Genomic DNA, 19,981 nt, shown 5'->3' with positions numbered 1-19,981 from the left:
ATATCTATGATATAAAAATAGTTTTTATGATTGGAATAGTAGGCGGACTAGGCCCATATGGCGGCCTGGATATTACGAAGAAAGTTATAGATGAGACGGCGGCAGGGTCCGATCAGGAACACTTGCCGCTTTTGTTATTCTCATGTCCAAATTTGATCCCTGACCGAACGGCGTATTTATTGGATAAATCCAATGTTAACCCCGGTAAGGCTATTGCTGCAATTTTAAGACAACTTGAAACGGCTGGTGCGACGATAGCTGCGATTCCGTCCAATACGGCACATGCAGAGCCTATTTTTTCCGTCGTTCAAGATGAAATGGCGCGTATGGGGAGTGGGTTAAAACTATTGCATATCGTTCATGAAACGGTTCGGTTTGTAGAGGAAAATTATCCCGACACGACAGTAGGCATTTTATCTACCGCTGGAGAGCAGATCTGCAGTTTATATCGGGAAGCTTTTATTCGAAAAGGTTTCGTTTTTGTTGAGCCAGAAGGAACACAACAAGAGAAGGTAAATAATGCAATCTATGATGAAGACTATGGAATAAAGGCCCAACCGGTACCGATTGCGAATAAAGCAAGAGAGGATCTATTGTTGGTCATGGACGACCTGAAAAAGAAAGGCGCACAGGTCATTATTTTGGGTTGTGCAGAATTGCCTTTGGCTATTCCCGAACGGGATCACAATGGGATGATTCTCATAGACCCGAATAGAATTCTTGCTCGTGCACTTGTTCATTCGTTTGCTCCGGATAAATTAAAAGCGGTGTAGCCATGTCTTTTGACAAATTGGCAGATTTTGGTTTCGTATTGCCGTTGGTATGGGTTTTGCCTCCTGATAGCGAGAAGCTTATGCAGTAAGGAGGACAACATGCAAAAGATAATACATCGGGAAAATGACCGTGGTCACGTCGATTTTGGCTGGTTGAAAATTGCACATTCATTCAGTTTTGGACAGTATCTTGATCCCGAAAGAATGAATTTTGGTGCATTGCGGGTATTGAATGACGATCAGGTAGAGGGCGGACAAGGTTTTGATCGGCATGGTCACCACAATATGGAAATTGTTAGTATACCACTCGAAGGGACACTTATACACCAGGATAGTCTAGGCAATGGCCGTACGATTCAAACAGGAGAAGTGCAGATCATGTCTGCAGGTACAGGTGTGCAGCATGCCGAGTTTAATAGCAATCAGAAGGATCTTGTTAAATTTTTACAAATTTGGGTAATCCCCAACGAAATAGGGTTGGAGCCCAGATACGATCAGAAATCCTACCTTCAACTGGATCGGCACAATAAATTTGCAACGATTGTTTCACCGGATAAAATGGATCACCATGCTGTACATATACATCAGATGCCTATTTTAACTTGGGAGACCTAGAGGCGGGTAAAAAGATAGACTATACTGTTCATTCGGAGCAAAATGGACTTTATCTTTTTGTTTTGGAAGGAAAGATCGCTGTAGCAAATGAAATGCTTTCATGAAGGGATGCCATTGGTTTATACGAAACAGAAAAAATAAGCATTGAGGCTTACTATGATGCATCATTGCTGCTAATCGAAGTGCCGATGTATTAGGTCGATGAAAATGAAGCTTACTATGATATATCGTTATTGCTGATTAAAGTTCCGATGTATTGGATCGATAAAGAGTTATTCTTGAACAGGGAGGTCATTTGATAGATCTCCCTATTTTTCTTAAATTGGATGAAGAAGATATAAACTCATGGATAACCTATTTCAACCTTTCGAAACGCGAGACATTTTGCTTATTATGTTATCAGTCTTAATAGGCCTGCTGATTGGGATTGAACGTGAATATCGCAATAAATCCGCGGGTTTGAGGACGTTTATATTGGTGAGCTTTGGATCTTGTCTTTTTACGATTCTTTCGTTAAAAATTGGATTGGCAAATCCAGATCGATTGGCGGCAAACATTATTACTGGTATCGGTTTCCTAGGAGCAGGCGTGATTTTCAAAGAAGACAATAAAGTAAGTGGTATAACGACCGCTACGACAATTTGGGCTGCAGCTTCTTTGGGTATGTGTGTTGGTGCCGGATATATATTTTTAGCTTTTATTGGTGTGGGCTTGGTTCTGATGATATTAGCGCTGCTAACTTATCTACAAACCTATATTGACAATTATCACAAGATAAAAGACTATGAACTGCAGACCTTATCTGAAGCAGATTTTGAACATACGGAACAGTTAATCCGAAGTATGGGCTTTAAAGCTGTCGTCATAAGTCAACGCTATAACAAAGAAAGTTTGAATACCGTATGGCGATTGACGGGGAATGTTAACCAGCATAGAGCGCTTGTAGAAACCCTGCGGCGTGATAGGCAGGTGGTGGCCTATCAATATTAAGGAATTACGATATTGTCTACTTTATTTATTCATCATCATCCGTTTCCTGAGTTGGGGTTATCTGCTGTAATAAACTGTTTACTTCGTCCTCCGTCGCTGTTAACTTGGCTTTGCAGACTTGAATGAGGTCGGAAGCCCTCTTGATTTTTCCCGCGAGCTCATCAATGTTTGTTGTGCCATTTTCTATTTCCCTCACGATAGTTTGTAACTCGTTAAAGGCATCCGTGTAGGTATAATTCTGTCCCATTATGCTATGCTTGATATGCTTTCTTTAAATTTTGTGTGGCGATGCCAAATTAAGTATTGTTCTCGTCTAGGTCTTCCTTCGGAGATTTATCTGTCACAGTACTGGTAAGCTCTCCATATTCGAGTATCGTCTGTATTACATCGCCGGGAGATACTTGTGTCACCGACTGCAGTAGTTTTCCGTTAACCTTAGTAATTGAAAAACCTTGTTTCAATAGTCTAATTGGATCAGATAGCTGAATAATTCGTTCGGTATGAGCCAGTGCCGTTTTGTGCTCATAAAAGCGCAATTTTAACAAGGCGTTAAGATCATGTTGAAATTGCTGGATGGCCGCCCTCGAGGTCTGAATTTCTCTCTTTCCGATCCATTGTATATGCGTTGCCAGTTGAGATAAGATATTGTGCTCTTCTTTAAATCGGGTAAGAATGAGTTGTTGTATGCGCTCTGCAGCCCGATCGACTGGAATAGCAAAATTATGAAACTTCTGAATCAGAAAATCGGCCAGCTCACTGGGCGTAATCGCGTTTTTATAGGCTACCATTTCGCTAACTGTATAATTCGTCGAATGCCCAATACCCGTCAATACGGGGATGGGAAATATAGCGATAGCACGAGCTAGCAAGTAGTTGTTATAACTGGAAAGACCAACCTCACCGCCTCCACCACGGATGATGGCGACCACATCGTACCCGTCTATTTTTTCAGCAATAATGGCAAGCTGATTTATAATAGAAGGTACTGACTTGTCTCCTTGTAACAATGCAGGGAAGAGGGTGGATTCGATGCGGTAACCCCAAGGGTTTTGATTAATAATCTTGTAAAAATCAGAAAGCCCCTTACTTGTTTCTACTGAAATAATTGCCAATCTTTTGGGAACCACAGGAAAGTCCAATAATTTATTAGACTCATATATGCCCTCTGCTTTCAACTTTCGAATACTGTCTAACTTCTCCTTTTCAAGTTCACCTAAGGTAAAAGTCGGATCAATATCAACAATGCGCAAACTTAATCCGTACATGGGATCATAGGAAATACTTGCCTGAAATAACATCGTGATCCCTTCTCGTAAAGGTTCTTGCGCGACTTTAAGAAAATTGTTGTTGATACGTTTGTAATCAGCTTTCCATAGGATCGACCGAATTTCAGCGACAATTTTTCCATCCTGTTTTTCTACCAGTTCAGGATAACAGTGGCCAGAATGCGTATAATGATTGAGCTTGTTCATTTCAGCTTTGATCCAGTACAAACTCTTATACCGCTCTGCAAGTGTCTTTTGGATACTGCGGCTGACTTCCAGCAAGGAAAATATTGTTTTATCTTGAATCAATTCTGGCATTAGTCAAACTTACAGAAAAAACCTTCATGATGCAATCCGGGGATGGTTGAATCTGCTATGACCAAAGGGAGACAGAATTTATTAACCCCGATAGTCAAGTCGAGTAACAAAATTGATTTTTTTTCGAGCGAGTATATTCCTTCGTTATTTAATTCGTATTTTTATTTGATAGAACCTAAAAAACGATAAAAGCAGAATGAAAAAACGATTTTTTGGGGCTTTATTTGCAGGTTTGTTCTGTATTAGCCCCCTGTTTGCTCAATATAAGTCGACGATCAAAAACGAAACAATACTGTTTAATAACCTCGATCAGTTGCTGCCTTTAGAAAACCTGGATCAACTTCGTATTGCAGTTGTCGTTCCTAACGCGGCAAAATATGCGATGTTCACAGAACAGTTGGCCCGCTATGCAAACACCAAAATCTTTGATTTTAATAAATTTGATGAGGACATCAAATATTATAACACCATTATTGTGGCTGGAAAGGAAGATGACTTAGATGCAGCTTGTCTAGCACAGTTGAAGCAGGCCGTATTAAACAATAAAAAAGTTATCCTTTGTCATTTTTTTGAAAACGAAAAGAACAAAAAGAGTTTATCGGAGCACCCACAGTCTGATTTGATCGAATTGCTTGCTCCTTTTACAGAGATTGGACAGCGTCAGATGGCAATGTCTATTTTTGGTGGGATTCCTATAACCGCCGGTCATGTCAAAACCACACAGACAAGGCTGCAATATGGCGCTGCATCAAGTTCTAATCTGAACCTGACCAAATTGACGAAGAAAATTGATGCCATTGCACAAGAAGCCATCGATAAGCAAGCAACACCGGGGGCTGTTGTCATGATCGTGAAAGACGGGCAAGTACTCTTGGAGAAATCTTATGGATTTCACACATATTCCAAAGATGTTCCCACCAAAACAACTGATATTTTTGATCTCGCATCTGTCAGTAAGATTGCTGGTACTACTCCTGTCATTATGCGTCTTGCCGAGCGGAATATTATTAATTTGGATAGTACCATGGGACATTACCTATGGCAGGCAAAGTATACCAATAAAAAGGATATCAAGCTTCGTTCCGTGATGTTGCATGAAGCAGGATTTACACCTTTTATTCCCTTCTATAAATATCTGAAAGCAGGAGACGTTGTTTCAGTCCGCGATGATAACCATCAAGTAAAAATGGCCGACAATAGCTATATCCTCAACAATTATTACCGCGATGTCATGTGGCCCGAGATGCTAAAATCACCTGTAAAACCCACTGGAAATTATGTGTATAGTGATATCAGTATGTACGTGATGAAGGAAGTTGCAGAACATCAGACCGCTGAACCTCTGCAAGATTATGTGCAGGAGAACTTTTACAGGCCATTGGGGATGACGCGCGCGGGGTACCTTCCCCGAGAGCGTTTTGCAAAGGATGAAATCGTTCCTACCGAACAAGATACCTCCTTTCGGAAAACATTGCTAGAAGGCTATGTCCACGATCAGGGTGCGGCAATGGCTGGCGGTATTGCCGGGCATGCCGGATTATTTGCTACAGCAAACGATTTGGCAATCTACGGTCAATTGCTATTGAATAGAGGAGAGTACGGGGGGGAGCGCTACTTTAAAACGGAAACAGTAGATTTATTTACCTCCAGGCAATCGACAAGCAGCCGTCGGGGCTTAGGTTTTGACCGTTGGGATCCAAACCCAAAAAATGAATATCCATCTAAGTTAGCAAATAGCTCTGTATTTGGACATACTGGCTATACAGGAACGTGCATCTGGATTGATCCGCAGAATCAACTGATCTATATCTTCTTGTCTAATCGCGTACATCCTCAGGTGAGTACCAAGTTGTTGGACCTGAATATCAGAAGTAGGATTCAGGACGCTATTTATGAAACGATCAATGAAAGTCAAAAATGATAAAAGGCCTGCTATTACTTGGACTAACAATGACGACACTCAACAATGTTGGATATAGTCAAGACTATAAACAGATACACCAAGATTTGGTGGTCGTCGACGGACACAATGATGTGATTTACGAATCCATTTTCCCAGGGAAAAATATTGGTCAGCGAATAGGTACGGGAGCTACTGATTTACCGCGACTGCGGGAGGGAGGTGTCGATGTGCAGGTATTTGCTGTGTGGTCCGATGATGCGAAGTGGAAATCCGGGGCATTTAAGCACGCCAATGACCAGATAGATGCATTGGAAAAGATGATTGCGGCGAATACCGATAAAATAAGTTTGGCAAAATCTTCACGTGATATCGATTCGATCTTAAAAACGGGAAAAATAGTCGCTTTGATTGGGGTTGAAGGCGGAAATATGATTGAGGGAAGTGTTGATCATTTAATGCGACTCTATGAGCGTGGTGCCCAATACCTCACTTTGACCTGGAACTACAATTTGTCCTGGGCGAGTTGTGCAGCAATGGAATCAGGTCGTATGAATCCCAAGGATAAAGGGTTGACGGCAAAAGGTCGAGCAATTATTCGGAAGATGAACGAATTAGGTATGATGGTTGATCTGTCCCATGGAGGAGAGCAGACTTTCTATGACGTGCTGGCGATAACGACCAAGCCGATCTTGGTTTCCCATAGCAACGCCTATGAATTATGTCCACATTTCCGCAATCTAAAAGATGCACAATTGGAAGCTTTGAAAAAAAATGGGGGCGTTGTTGGTGTCAATTTTTATTCAGGTTTTTTGGATCCGGCCTATGAAACAAGGCTTAAGGATTTGTATGTGGGTAAATTTGGTGATAAGGGGGATACAAAATTGAGTACTTGGTCTATGTATGAAAAGTTGCCAAAAGAACTTCAACGGCAAGCCGATGCTCCACTGTCGAAATTATTGGATCATATCGACTATTTGGTCAAAAAAGTGGGTATTGATCATGTTGCCGTCGGCTCGGACTTCGATGGCATAGAATCCTCACCCCAAGGTCTGGAAGATGTTTCTAAATTTCCACTACTGACCAAAGCGCTGTTGGAGAGAGGTTATACAAACACAGATGTTGCGAAGATCATGGGACAAAATTTCTTGCGGATCTTAAAAGAAAATGAAGAATAAACACTTCGGTTTTTTTAAGGTTTGTGAGTAAGGTTCCAGTATACACGCAGCATTGTTGACGTATTGTTAAAATACTGATGTGGTATATAGTAATATACTGTGTATTGACTTAAGCCGCCATAGGAGTAGCATTATGGAAAGGCTGATCAGTCCTTGCATAATATCCTGGGTAATATTATATGTATGGGGCATGATATTACGCTTTTAACAGCTATAAATTTGTAATTTCGTAGCATGGCAAAATCAAAATCAGCATACTTCTGTCAAAACTGTGGCTACGAATCGCCCAAATGGATGGGACAATGCCCTTCTTGTAAGCAATGGAATAGTTTTGTTGAGGAAGTCGTCGAAAAGGCGAGTTCAAAAGTGCCCGAATGGCGTAGTTCTACCACAGGCGGAAGCACGAAAAGAGCGAATAAAGCTGCGATCATCCACGAAATTGTCTATCAGGATGAATTACGGATATTGACTCCTGATCAGGAGTTTAACCGGGTTCTTGGCGGTGGTATTGTTCCGGGGTCATTGGTACTTATCGGAGGCGAACCTGGTATTGGGAAGTCTACGTTGATGTTACAGCTCGCGTTATCGATCCCACAAGTCAAGACACTTTATATTTCTGGGGAAGAAAGCGAACAGCAAATTAAGATGCGGGCAGAGCGATTGTCACAATCTTCTAAAGCAAATTGTTATATCCTTACCGAGACATCGACTCAAAATATTTTCAAGCAGATCGAGACGGTACAGCCGAATGTCATTGTCATAGATTCTATACAGACTTTACATTCCGCACAAATTGAATCGGCGCCAGGATCGGTTTCTCAGGTACGCGAATGTACCGCAGAATTGCTGCGGTTTGCAAAAGAAACCAGTACACCAGTTTTTATTGTAGGACATATTACCAAAGACGGATCTATTGCAGGTCCCAAGGTTTTAGAACATATGGTGGATACGGTGCTTCAATTTGAGGGTGATCGTCATCATGTATACCGAATTTTACGGGCCGTAAAGAATCGTTTTGGATCGGCTTCAGAACTGGGTATTTATGAAATGCAGGGGTCGGGGCTTAGGGAAGTGTCAAATCCTTCGGAGATTATGATTTCCCAGCGCGATGAACCTGTTAGTGGCGTTTCCATTGCGGCGATGCTCGAAGGAATGCGTCCTATGATGATTGAAGTACAGGCACTGGTGAGTAACTCGGCGTTTGGAAATGCCCAACGCTCTTCTACAGGCTACGATACGAAACGATTAAATATGCTGCTGGCTGTTTTGGAGAAACGCTTTGGTTTTAGGTTAAGTGCACAGGATGTGTTTTTGAATATTGCCGGTGGGTTACGTGTCGAAGATCCTGCGATCGATTTGGCTGTCGTTGTTGCAATTATTTCTTCACAACAGGATATCGCGATTCGATCCAATCTGACTTTTGCCGGAGAGGTTGGTTTATCGGGTGAGATAAGGGCCGTAAATCGTATTGAACAGCGTATACAGGAGGCCGAGAAGTTGGGCTTTGATGGTATTTTTATTTCTAAATTCAATACCAAAGGATTGGATGCTAAAAAATATAATATTGCCATTCGTCCGGTTGCCAAATTGGAGGACATCTTCAGTGCCTTGTTTGGCTAGCGGATTAAAAGAGGAGTATACAAATAAAAAGACCATGCTTTCTTAAAGCATGGTCTTTTTATGTATTGCCTATCGTTTACTTTTTCAATACTTCTTTCAATTTTGCGCGTAAAGCATCACCATGTAAATTCTTGGCGACGATTTTCCCATTGGGATCGATCAGTACATTCTGAGGAATAGATTTTACGCCATATAATGTTCCGACATCATTTTGCCAACGTTTGAGATCCGAAACATGACGCCAGTGCAATTTATCTGCATGGATGGCTTTAATCCAAGAATTGCGATCCTTATCAAAGGATATACCCAATATTTCAAAGTTTTCACCTTTAAATTGTTGGTATGTTTTTACAAGATCTGGGCTTTCGACACGGCAATCCGGACACCAAGATGCCCAGAAATCAAGGAGAACATACTTTCCTTTAAAGTCCGAAAGCTTTACAGGGCTACCAGTAGTATCATTTTGCGTAAACGCGGGAGCTGTTTTTCCAACTTGAACCGTTTCCAACGTATTTAAGTAGTCTTGGAACTCTTTCCCTTCACTTGAATTCTTGACATTTTTACTCAAGGTATTATAAAGCGCCTGAAGCTCAAGGTATACAGGGTCATAACCGCCGACTCTACGCAAGTCAACCAATGTCGAGATTGAATCCGGAGCGGCCTTAACGCGTGCAATATACTCCTCTTTGGTAAGTTCTTTTTTTTGTGCAGAACCAAAGAATGGCAGAATTAAAAAAAGTAGTGTGATGTATTTTATCATGTTATTATTCTTATATATATTTACAAATATAAGAAAATCCACTAATTTAGTAGATTAATAAAATGTCAAAAAATGAACTTCAACCTAACTTCTAAACTTCCACGTGTCGGCACGACGATCTTTACCAAAATGACGATGCTTGCCAATGAGCAGCAAGCCTTAAATCTGTCGCAAGGTTTTCCTGACTTTGAGACTGATCCGAAGTTGGTTCAATTAGTGTCTAAGGCAATGGAACAGGGGCATAACCAATATGCGCCAATGATTGGGGCACAGGCATTACGTGATACTATCGCTAAAAAATATCGTGAAGTTTATGACGTGGCGGTTGATGCAACAGCAGAGCTTACTGTGACATCTGGCGGTACACAAGCAATTTTTACAGCTATTGCCACAGTTGTTAGGCCACAAGATGAGGTTATTATCTTTGAACCGGCATACGATTGTTATGCGCCGACGATCGAGTTGTTCGGCGGTAAAGTTATTCCCGTGCGATTATTGGCTCCGGATTTTCAGATTGACTGGGATTACGTAGCTACGTTAATTAATTCCAAAACCCGTTTAATCATCATCAATAATCCGAATAATCCAACAGGCAAAGTACTTGGTAGAGAAGAATTGATTAAACTTGGAGATTTGTTATCAGGTACCAATGCGTTGTTGCTGAGCGATGAGGTATACGAGCATATTGTGTTTGACGGAGCTTCCCCACAATCGGTACTGGAAATACCCACTTTGCGGGAGCGAAGTTTTGTTATTGCTTCCTTTGGAAAGTTGTTGCATACCACGGGCTGGAAGATTGGTTATTGCATTGCCCCGCCGCAATTAACGCAAGAATTTAGAAAAGTACATCAATTCAATGTGTTTAGTGTAAATACGCCCATGCAATTCGCTATCGCAGCATATCTGGAGGATATAAGCTATGTCAAAGGCCTATCGGATTTTTTTGAGCGGAAAAGGAATTTGTTGAAGGACGGATTAAGGGGATCCCGGTTTAAGATTCTTCCTTGTGAAGGAACTTATTTCCTTAATATAGATTATAGTGCTATCAGTCAGGAGAAAGAATTTGAGTTTGCTTGTTCGTTAACCAGGCAACACAAAATTGCAACAATCCCACTTTCGGCGTTCTATAAAGAAGCTACAAATCAACAAGTTTTGCGGGTCTGTTTCGCTAAAAAGGATGAAACGCTATTAAAAGCCGTCGAGATTTTGAATAGGGTATAATCGTATTATTGACCTAAAAGCATAGCTAAAAGGTTTTATTTAAAATATTGCTAAGAAAGAACCACTTTATTAAAATTTTACTTCAACTTGAGGTACTAATTTTATAAATTTGTAATTCACGTTTATCAACATACCCATAAAATGGCTAGATTAAATTTATTGGAAGAAACACGCTTCGAAAAAGTCCCTGTGAGCGTTTATCCAGATCAAAATTCAGCTTCGAAAAACGTTGCAAATCGTATTGCTGAAATTATTCGTGCAAAGCAAGAGAAAGGTGAGAAAGCTGTTCTGGGCCTTGCTACTGGTGCCACACCGGTAAAAGTCTATCAAGAATTGATTCGTTTGCATAAAGAAGAAGGTTTAAGCTTTAAGAACGTGATTACCTTCAATCTTGACGAATACTACCCGATGCAACCTGATGCTGATCAGAGCTATGTGACCTTTATGAACAAAAACTTGTTCGATCACGTAGATATTGATGCGGCCAATGTAAATATTCCAGATGGTACCTTAGCTCCTGACCAAGTAAATGCATTCTGCGAGGCGTACGAACAGAAGATTACGGCAGCTGGAGGTTTAGATATTCAATTATTAGGTATTGGCCGTACCGGCCATATCGGTTTCAATGAGCCAGGTTCTGCACCTAACTCAGGTACACGTGTGGTAACGTTGGACGATTTGACCCGTCGCGATGCTTCCCGTGCTTTTGGTGGAAAAGAAAATGTACCAACAAAAGCGATTACCATGGGTGTAGGTACAATTTTCAAAGCGAGAGAGATCATTTTGATGGCTTGGAGCGAAACAAAGGCTGAGATCATTAAAAAAGCAGTTGAAGGTGAAATCTCCTCAGAGATTCCTGCAACTTATCTACAATTATCGGATAACGTTGAATTTATTCTTGATGAAGCTGCTGCTTCATTGTTGACACGTTTTGATCTTCCTTGGTTGGCAGAAGATGTTACCTGGACACCTTCGTTAATTAAAAAAGCAGTTGTTTGGTTAGCTTTAGAAATCAAAAAACCAATCCTGAAACTTACGGACGAGGATTATAATGCACACGGAATGGCGAAGTTGGTTACAGAAACCGGTCCGGCATATAATATCAACATCCGTATATTCAACGAACTTCAACATACGATCACGGGATGGCCGGGAGGTAAACCCAATGTTGACGATTCACAACGTCCTGAGCGTGCCAATCCAGCGAAGAAAAATGTAATTGTATTTTCTCCACACCCGGATGATGATGTCATCTCGATGGGGGGGACATTTATTCGTCTGGCAGACCAAGGACACAATGTCCATGTTGCTTATCAAACTTGTGGTAATACAGCTGTTTGGGATGATGATGTGGTACGTTATCTGGAGTTTGCTGAAGATTTAGCAAAACAAATAGGGGCAGAGGCGGAAGCTTCTCAGATCGGTCGAATTTATGATGAGGAAAGAGCAATTTTTGCGACAAAAAAACCAAATCAAATCGATACTGAACTTGTCCGTAAAATCAAAGCATTGATCCGTAAGGGTGAGGCGATCGCAGGAGCTCGTTTGGTTGGTTTGCCAGATGAAAATATCCATTTCCAGGATCTGCCTTTCTATGATCGACAAAAGTTTTCAAAAAATGTATCTTTTGAAGATGATATTCAACAAACAATGGAATTGTTGCGTCAGGTAAAACCACATCAGGTATTTGCTGCAGGTGACTTTGCCGACCCACACGGTACGCATAAAGTATGTTTCGATATCTTGTTTGAAGCATTGAGCAGATTGAGCAAAACAGATGAATGGACCAAAGATTGTTGGTTATGGTTATACAGAGGCGCATGGCATGAATACCCAATCCACGAGATCCAAATGGCCGTTCCATTATCTCCGCAAGAAGTTTATCGCAAACGTTTAGCCATCTTCAAACACCAATCTCAAAAAGATTTACCTGTATTCCCTGGAGATGATCCACGTGAATTCTGGGTACGTGCTGAAGACCGTACGAGCGAAACCGCAGCTTTATATGACCAATTAGGTCTTGCAAATTATGAAGCTATTGAAGCGTTCGTAAGATGGAAATTTGACTAAAATACCTGTCTGACTATATAATAACTGTCTGACGACATAAAAAAGTCCTGAGCCTGAGGTGGTTCAGGACTTTTTTGTTTTTAATTATTCTAAATAGGTTATTTTTTATACCTTTGCGCTATTATTTAGAATAAATAAAAATAATTACCAAAATTATTAACATGGACAAACACTTACGAGCTCTCGCTTCTACATTTTTAATCGGAGGTGCAGTATATGGTCAAACCTCGGGAATCGTCAAAGGTAAAGTCGTCGATACACAAAATAATCCTTTAAGTTCAGTAACCGTTTCAATCGGAGATAAAAAGGTCCGTACAGACCATAGAGGTCATTTTAGACTACATGGCATCGACCAAAATACGGTCATTAAATTCACTTATATGGGCTACCAAACAACCGTTATTGATTATGTTTTTAGCACGAAGAGCCCTGAAGTGATTATTGATCCAATTATCCTAGTGAGCAATGAGCAGGCCATTGATGAGGTAGAAGTGTTTGGTGAACGCAACAAGAAGCCAAAAGGCTTGGAAATGATCACACGTATGCCATTAAAACCTTCGGATCAAATTCAGAGTATTTCCGTCATCTCCAATAAGGTCATTCAAGATCAGGGTATTCTGACGTTGACGGATGCTGTAAGAAATATTCCGGGTGTAACCTTGTTCGGTTCTTATGGGGGTGTTAAAGAATCTTTGTCAACACGTGGTTTCAGAGGGGTACCTGTATTGAAGAATGGCGTGCGGATGGACTCTCAATTTCAAACTGCATCTGGAGTTGTTGATATGCAAGGTGTGGAGTCTATTCAAATGATTAAAGGGTCTGCTGCGGTTACGCAGGGTGTTATTACGGATATCGGTAATGCAGGAGGGGTAATTAATGTGGTCACTAAAACTCCTAATTTCACGAATTCTGGAGAGATTGGTGTCCGTGCGGGAAGCTGGGGGCAATTCCGCCCAACCTTTGATTTCCAAACGGTACTGGATAAGAAAGAGACCGTTGCTTTTCGAATGGATGGCGCTTATGAACGTAGCGATAGCTACCGCAAAAGTGTATCCTCTAACCGTGTTTATCTAAATCCATCCTTAGCTTGGAAACCAACGGATAAGACGACAATTACTTTGGAGGGCGATTATTTTAATGATAATCGCACGCCGGTTAATTCCGCAGTCAATTTAAATCCTTCACAAGGGGTGAATGCGCTATATGTTATCCCGAACAATAAGTTTTTGGGCTTCAATTCCGATAATAATAATACAGAGATGAAGAGCTTTATGGCCCAGATCAATCATGAATTGACCGATCGATGGAGCATCAGAGCTTCTATTGCAACGTCCTCTTATCAGGTTGATAATCAGTCATCTTCTTCTTCATTGATTAAAGACGATGCAAAACAATATAACACATTCTCGCGCTCAATGAGCAAAAGCCTGCGCGATGACAAGAATAAAACTTTTCAGTTTGACTTGATCGGAAAAGATCTTTATACGGGTAAAGTAAAACATTTGGTTCAGGCAGGGGTGGATTATCGTATCGCTGATGCGACAACAACTTCTTTTGCAGGAAAATTAAGTCCACTGGAGAAAAATGTTCTTTTGAAAAAAGCCGATCAAAATAGTAATGTAATTGATATTATTGATATTCACGGCGATTGGGTAAATGATCTATCCGAGGTTGTCTATGTCGATTCTTTGGGAAACCAGCGAAAAGGAAAGCAAATCGCCTACACAGCTGGAACGCCTGTGCGAAGTTATTATTCTTCTATAGGATTTATGGGGCAGGACGTTATTGAATTTAATAAATACATTAAGGCTGTATTAGGTTTACGTTATTCCGAAATTACAACAAAAGATTTCACATCAAACGGTAATAAAAGGGAGTCTGCATGGAATCCAATGGCGGGGGTGATTTTTACGCCATTTGAGAATTTTAATGTATTTGGGTCTTATACAAACTCAACGAATTTAAGGAATGCTGCGAATCCATTAACCGATGGTACAGCAGCAGGTGCTTCTAAAACCGAACAATTTGAAGGGGGGATTAAATCCGATTGGCTGAATAATCGGTTACGTTTCAATTTAACCTATTTCCATATTTATACCTCTAACTTGACCAACGCTGAGTATACACCGGGCACTAATGTTGCTACAGGATTATACTTTAAGGCAGGGGATCTGGTACGCGATGGTATTGAGGCTGAGTTGAACGGTCGTGTATTGGAAAATTTAACAGTGATGTTGGGTTATGCCTATTTAGATGCGCGATATAAAAATTCACCTTCCTATATGGATGGATCGGCACCGATGAACGCGCCAAAACATACGGCAAATGCATGGATACAATATGTATTTAATCAAGGAGCTCTTCGGAATCTGAGTTTAAGTGCGGGTGTTTATTATGTTGGAGACCGACCTGTCAATGAATATAGCTTAACACCAAATGGACATGGTGAATATTATGGTACAGAACCTTTCAATATGCCAGCATATACCACATTAAATGCACAGGTGGGATACAAATGGCGCAAATTTGATGCGAAAGTCTTTGTAAATAATATCACCAATGAGATTGGATTGAATTCATACTTCCGAGGTGGTTTTATTAATCAGATCGATCCGAGAAATGCTGCTGTTGCATTGAGTTATAAGTTTTAAGGATACAATATCTATCTAAAACAGAAGGGTTGTCCAAAGAAGTTGGACAACCCTTTTTTTATTCTATTTTGCCTTTATCAGCTTAAGTGCCAGTTCAAACAGTCGATTTTTGAAGTGACTGATGTTATTTTATGTAGCTTTTTTTTATTGCCAACGCCAATAGCGTTTATCATTTTGCGTGCAAATGAATTAATAGCTGATTACATCACCTGATCGTCCTTTCGCATCAAAGACTTTAAATAAGTATTTCTTTCCAGTCTGGAATGGTATTGGACCATCCACTAATTTAGATTTCAATGTTGGTGTACTGCCGTTGTCGCTGTAATAGACTTTGAAACCAGGATAATCGGTATTGATAAGGAGTTGGCTACCTTCTTTCTTGATTCCAATTTTAGGAAGTCGATAGGTATAGCCTCCATTTACCCCATCCAGTTTTCTCAATTCATCCTCACCTAATTTTTTGATAAAGGAGGTATACGATTTACGGTAAGTGGCCTCGTCAAAAGAATTTCCTTTTTCCCAGGTTTGTTCGGGGGCCCATGCGCGATCAGCAATCGCTATTAAACGTGGAAATATCATTTCCTCAAGGCGCTGGTCAGTAGATGCCTTTTCTGCCCATAAGGCCCCTTTGATACCGAGGAGGTTTTTTTTCCCTTCCGCTGTAAGCTGTTCTTTATTGGTGTATGCCTCAGGTCTAAGATCTTTTCCGGTGTCATCCTTGCGCAGATTGATGAAGAAATTTTCAGGAGAAAACGAATAAGTTCTATTCAGATTAACCGTACCAACCCAACTGTGTCCTGGATCCGCAAAATCACGGTCCCAAGACATGTCCAGGTAGTTGTTTGCAGCACTCGTATAAACAACTTTATATCCTGCATTTGCCAATCGATAAGCGAGGTCTTCCTGTCCCTGGCCAGGGAGATTGTTCCATACGTTCAAATGGATGCCGGATTTTCCTAGATCGGCATTTACAACCATGCCTTTTCCTTTATTGCGCATACCCATTTCTTCCCATCCAGACATCGTTAACCCTTTTCCTTGAACAAGGGTATTAATTTTGGTAATATACAGCGGCCATACGTCGAGTACATTGGCGATATTATTTTCCTTCATAAAGGCCAATACCTTTGGCGATTTTTCCCAAACACCACTTGGCGTCTCGTCGCCTCCCAAATCGATAATTTTCAACGGAACTCCAGCTTGATCATGCATCGCTTTGATTTCATCGATCACCTTGCTCAGGAAGTGATAGGTTGAAGGTAGGGCAGGGTTCATGACATTGTCATTCCAGTTTTGTGCAGAATTGTAAACGGATTTGTCCTCTGCATCGTCAAGCAGGAATTCCTCCGCTTTTTGTTTATCACCAAGGTTTGAATAATGTGCAAAACGCGCACGCATTGCTTTGATTGCAGCACGCGCATGACCAGGAGTTTCTACCTCGGGTATGACATCGATATGTCTTGCCTGTGCATATTTTAAAATTTCGATATAGTCAGCAACACTGTAGAATTGATGCGGTTTGGCCGTAGCGCCAGATCCATAAGCAGACTGTATTGCCTTTCCATCTTCAAAATTGGCCGAACGGTTGGCTCCGATAGCCGTTAATTCGGGTAGGGCTGGGATTTCCAATCGCCAACCTTCGTCGTCAATGAAGTGGAAATGGAACTTGTTCAACTTGTAGGAAGCCATGAGATCCAATATTCTTAAAACCTCGGCTTTGCTATGGAAATTACGGGCAGCATCCAGCATAAATCCACGGTAGCTATAGCGCGGGCTATCCTCAATGTTACCGAATGGTAATGTGATCGATTTTGCGGCTTTATTCCATTGGCTGTGATTGATCAACGATTTTAACGACTGTATGGCATAAAATGCACCAGCTTTATCTGATGCTTCTATTCGCACACCTTTCGCACCAATCGTCAAGTGATAGGATTCGGGCTTTAAGTTGTTTGCTTTGACAATCTCAATGCCGCCTTGTGGACTGGATGAAGCTGCTAGCTTAACGCCTGAATAGCTGGTCAGGAAATCTGTCAGAAAGCCTCCTTCGCTAGCAAATTCATGGTCAATAAAAAAATTGGTACCTGTCGATAAGTTGAATTTTTCGTTATTATTGATGCTGATATTGCTTGGTAAAGGGATGATATACTGTGCTGCTATACCCTCTACCAGCTTATTTTGATCGTATTTATAAGCAAAGTAAGCTGTTTTTTCAGCGTCCGACTGGGGAGCAATTTTAACCGCAGCATAATCCGAAATATTTGTTGCAAGCCCAGTCTTATTATTTTTTAGGTATAGACCAATTGGTCCATCCGTATAATTGACCAGTCCAGTCGTGATAAAATCGATGTGGATTGTATCTTGCGCATTTAATAAAAAGTTATTTTTCTTAAAGCTAACCTGAAAGAGATCTCCGTTTCGGTGGTCTATCGCAAAACGTTTGTCGACCTTTTCTGGATCGATAGAGCGAATAAAATTAAACCAGATGCTCCAGTCGTTGAGTTGAACAGCACTTTTCCCCTTGTTTTTTAAAATTAGGGTGGATACCGGATTTTTACGGATATTCTGTCCGTCTTTGACCTTCCAGGTGAGTTGCAGTTGATCTGCGATAGCGCTCGATTTCTGGGCATAGGCTTCCTGACTTAATAAAGCAAAGCCTAGTCCGGCATAGAGTAGCGGTTTTTTGATTTTTTTAAAATTAGTCATGTTGGTTACTTTTTCAATGACTCTAAATATAGCTATTCTAGAGGGGTTTATGATCTATTTCAAAAAAAATGAATAAAAAAAAGATAAAAATTTTGACACATTTATAAATATTTCTATATTTGCACACCGAAACAGAAAACGGCCCGTTCGTCTAGGGGTTAGGACGCAAGATTTTCATTCTTGAAACAGGGGTTCGATTCCCCTACGGGCTACACATCTAAAAGTCAAAACATACAAAAGCCTGCAAATTAAACATTTGCAGGCTTTTTTGTTTTTCAGTATCTACAAAACCTATAATAATTCCCAATAAAAAAGTGAGTCATTCAGTGAGTCATTTTCTTGGAGTTGACTACTCACTGAAATATATTTAAAAGTTTGATTGTCAATGTGTTCATAATTTAAACATCTTGATCCGTTTTCGTTGCAAGGCTAATTTTGCATCGCTGAAATCTGTTTTTCAGTGGTGATGCAGAGCTCGCCACAAAGGCGGCTCGGTTTGTTTCACTTAAATGATGTTGTCATGAGCACAAATTATTCCTTGCTCTTCTACTTGAAGAAACCAAAAAATTATGTTAACGGCCCCAAACCAATCTACATGCGGATTACCGTAGATGGTATCCCAAAAGAAGTCTCCACAGGACGGGAATGCGATCCGTCGAAATGGAACTCTAAAGCCAGTCGTGTGAAAGGCACAACAGAAGCTATCAAGACCCTTAATAGCTATCTTGATGCCCTAGTCAGCAAAGTAAGTACAATCCATACCGCTATGACGGCTGCCGCAGAGGAAATTACCGCGGAATCCATCAAACTTAGGTATCAGGGGAAGGATATCAAGCGAAAGCAATTTCTTGATGTTTTTAGGGAACACAATATCCAGATGAAAGCATTGCTCGGCAATGGATTCAAGCCCAATACGCTTAAAGGTTATAAGACCTCCTTATTACATGTTTGTGGATACCTTGAGAAAGAATACAGGTCGCAGGATATTGACACAAGAAAGATTGACCATGCCTTTGTTACGGGATATGAATTCTTTCTGCGTGCCACAATGGGCTGTTCAGCCGTGTCGGCGGCAAAATACATGAAACACCTTCGTAAGATCATCAAAATCTGTATTGCACATCGATGGATAATGGATGATCCATTTGCATTCTACAAGATCAAGGCGAAGGCTAAAGAGAAGGAGTTTCTGACAGATGCGGAACTTCGAAGGATAGAGGAAAAGTTGTTCAAGATCCCAAGGCTTGCACATGTCCGCGACATCTTTGTTTTTTGTTGTTACACCGGACTTTCCTATGCGGATGTGAAGAAACTAAAATGGACAGATATTGCCGAGGGAGTGGATGGAAAACTCTGGATCTTCACCAGCAGGGAAAAGACTGAAACCTCATCAAATATTCCACTGCTTCCAAAGGCACTTGAGATAATTGAACGGTATCATGATTATCCACCATGTATGACAAAAGATATGGTACTACCTGTTCTCAGCAATCAGAAAATGAACAGTTATCTAAAGGAAATAGCGGATTTGTGTGAGATAACAAAAGAACTCACATTTCATAAATCACGCCATACGTTCGCCACGTCTGTAACACTTGCCAATAGCGTTCCGATCGAAACCGTTTCCAAGATGCTCGGGCATACGGACATCAAGACCACACAGCACTATGCGAAGTTATTGGATAATAGAGTTGCGGTGGATATGGAAAGACTGGAAAGAAAGATCGAGAATAAACCGGCGCCTGCAAATCAAGCTAAAATAGCTGAGCTATGTACCCCTCAGGCATTTACATTTATAAAGACAGACCATAACGGAAGAAATATTGCTTGATAACAAAAGGAAGCGGTACATCGTGTATCGCTTCCAGATTAAATAAAAAATATGTTATCCGCCCTTACCAAAAGCTAGTTTCC

At 40.9% G+C, this 19,981-nt stretch carries 15 protein-coding genes and 1 tRNA gene; 12 read left to right on the top strand and 4 right to left on the bottom strand.

The genetic code is table 11. The features are described 5' to 3' along the window. Positions 1-26 precede the first annotated feature (26 nt). The 4 genes from AACH28_RS15420 to AACH28_RS15405 all read left to right on the top strand — a co-directional run bounded on the left by AACH28_RS15420 (position 27) and on the right by AACH28_RS15405 (position 2,378). On the top strand, positions 27-773 hold the full coding sequence (locus AACH28_RS15420) for an amino acid racemase (protein WP_341830932.1): 747 nt from the start codon (positions 27-29) through the stop codon (positions 771-773). Positions 774-872: 99 nt separating this feature from the next. Then, on the top strand, positions 873-1,388 hold the full coding sequence (locus tag AACH28_RS15415) for a pirin family protein (protein WP_341830931.1): 516 nt from the start codon (positions 873-875) through the stop codon (positions 1,386-1,388). Continuing rightward, positions 1,376-1,492, top strand: coding sequence for a hypothetical protein (locus AACH28_RS15410; protein WP_341830930.1), 117 nt, complete (start codon positions 1,376-1,378; stop codon positions 1,490-1,492). The genes AACH28_RS15415 and AACH28_RS15410 overlap by 13 nt, the downstream gene beginning before the upstream one ends. Before the next feature lie 289 nt (positions 1,493-1,781). Further along, complete coding sequence (locus AACH28_RS15405) at positions 1,782-2,378, top strand: MgtC/SapB family protein (RefSeq protein ID WP_341830929.1); 597 nt, start codon at positions 1,782-1,784, stop codon at positions 2,376-2,378. Between the two features lie 25 nt (positions 2,379-2,403). Here the strand turns inward: AACH28_RS15405 and xseB are convergent, their stop codons facing one another. Next, a complete protein-coding gene (gene xseB, locus AACH28_RS15400; protein ID WP_070562394.1) occupies positions 2,404-2,625 on the bottom strand; it encodes an exodeoxyribonuclease VII small subunit in 222 nt (73 codons plus the stop codon). Between the two features lie 49 nt (positions 2,626-2,674). Continuing rightward, on the bottom strand, positions 2,675-3,961 hold the full coding sequence (gene xseA / locus AACH28_RS15395) for an exodeoxyribonuclease VII large subunit (RefSeq protein WP_341830928.1): 1,287 nt from the start codon (positions 3,959-3,961) through the stop codon (positions 2,675-2,677). A 196-nt stretch (positions 3,962-4,157) separates the two neighbouring features. Between xseA and AACH28_RS15390 the strand changes: the two genes are divergently transcribed. The 3 genes from AACH28_RS15390 to radA all read left to right on the top strand — a co-directional run bounded on the left by AACH28_RS15390 (position 4,158) and on the right by radA (position 8,659). Continuing rightward, positions 4,158-5,882, top strand: a complete 1,725-nt coding sequence (locus AACH28_RS15390) for a serine hydrolase domain-containing protein (RefSeq protein WP_341830927.1) — start codon at positions 4,158-4,160, stop codon at positions 5,880-5,882. Continuing rightward, positions 5,879-7,039, top strand: a complete 1,161-nt coding sequence (locus AACH28_RS15385) for a dipeptidase (RefSeq protein ID WP_341830926.1) — start codon at positions 5,879-5,881, stop codon at positions 7,037-7,039. The genes AACH28_RS15390 and AACH28_RS15385 overlap by 4 nt, the downstream gene beginning before the upstream one ends. Before the next feature lie 234 nt (positions 7,040-7,273). Continuing rightward, positions 7,274-8,659, top strand: a complete 1,386-nt coding sequence (gene radA / locus AACH28_RS15380) for a DNA repair protein RadA (RefSeq protein ID WP_341830925.1) — start codon at positions 7,274-7,276, stop codon at positions 8,657-8,659. Positions 8,660-8,735: 76 nt separating this feature from the next. Here the strand turns inward: radA and AACH28_RS15375 are convergent, their stop codons facing one another. Continuing rightward, a complete protein-coding gene (locus tag AACH28_RS15375; protein WP_341830924.1) occupies positions 8,736-9,419 on the bottom strand; it encodes a TlpA disulfide reductase family protein in 684 nt (227 codons plus the stop codon). 72 nt (positions 9,420-9,491) lie between these two features. Here AACH28_RS15375 and AACH28_RS15370 point away from each other — a divergent pair, with 72 nt between their 5' ends. The 3 genes from AACH28_RS15370 to AACH28_RS15360 all read left to right on the top strand — a co-directional run bounded on the left by AACH28_RS15370 (position 9,492) and on the right by AACH28_RS15360 (position 15,361). Then, entirely contained in the window at positions 9,492-10,640 is a 1,149-nt protein-coding gene (locus AACH28_RS15370) for a methionine aminotransferase (RefSeq protein WP_341830923.1), read from the top strand. Positions 10,641-10,781: 141 nt separating this feature from the next. Further along, positions 10,782-12,710 (top strand): glucosamine-6-phosphate deaminase, encoded by a 1,929-nt coding sequence (gene nagB / locus AACH28_RS15365; RefSeq protein WP_075990500.1) that lies wholly within the window; start codon positions 10,782-10,784, stop codon positions 12,708-12,710. A gap of 161 nt (positions 12,711-12,871) precedes the next feature. Continuing rightward, positions 12,872-15,361, top strand: coding sequence for a TonB-dependent receptor (locus tag AACH28_RS15360; RefSeq protein WP_341830922.1), 2,490 nt, complete (start codon positions 12,872-12,874; stop codon positions 15,359-15,361). 189 nt (positions 15,362-15,550) lie between these two features. Here AACH28_RS15360 and AACH28_RS15355 read toward each other — a convergent pair whose 3' ends face one another. Beyond that, entirely contained in the window at positions 15,551-18,067 is a 2,517-nt protein-coding gene (locus AACH28_RS15355) for a family 20 glycosylhydrolase (protein ID WP_341830921.1), read from the bottom strand. A 140-nt stretch (positions 18,068-18,207) separates the two neighbouring features. Here AACH28_RS15355 and AACH28_RS15350 point away from each other — a divergent pair. Then, a tRNA-Glu gene (locus tag AACH28_RS15350) sits at positions 18,208-18,279 on the top strand. A gap of 308 nt (positions 18,280-18,587) precedes the next feature. Then, on the top strand, positions 18,588-19,898 hold the full coding sequence (locus tag AACH28_RS15345; protein WP_084825397.1) for a site-specific integrase: 1,311 nt from the start codon (positions 18,588-18,590) through the stop codon (positions 19,896-19,898). Positions 19,899-19,981 lie beyond the last annotated feature (83 nt).

The organism is Sphingobacterium thalpophilum, from assembly GCF_038396785.1.
Classification (GTDB): domain Bacteria; phylum Bacteroidota; class Bacteroidia; order Sphingobacteriales; family Sphingobacteriaceae; genus Sphingobacterium; species Sphingobacterium thalpophilum_A.
This window is presented reverse-complemented; position numbering and strand designations above follow the sequence as displayed.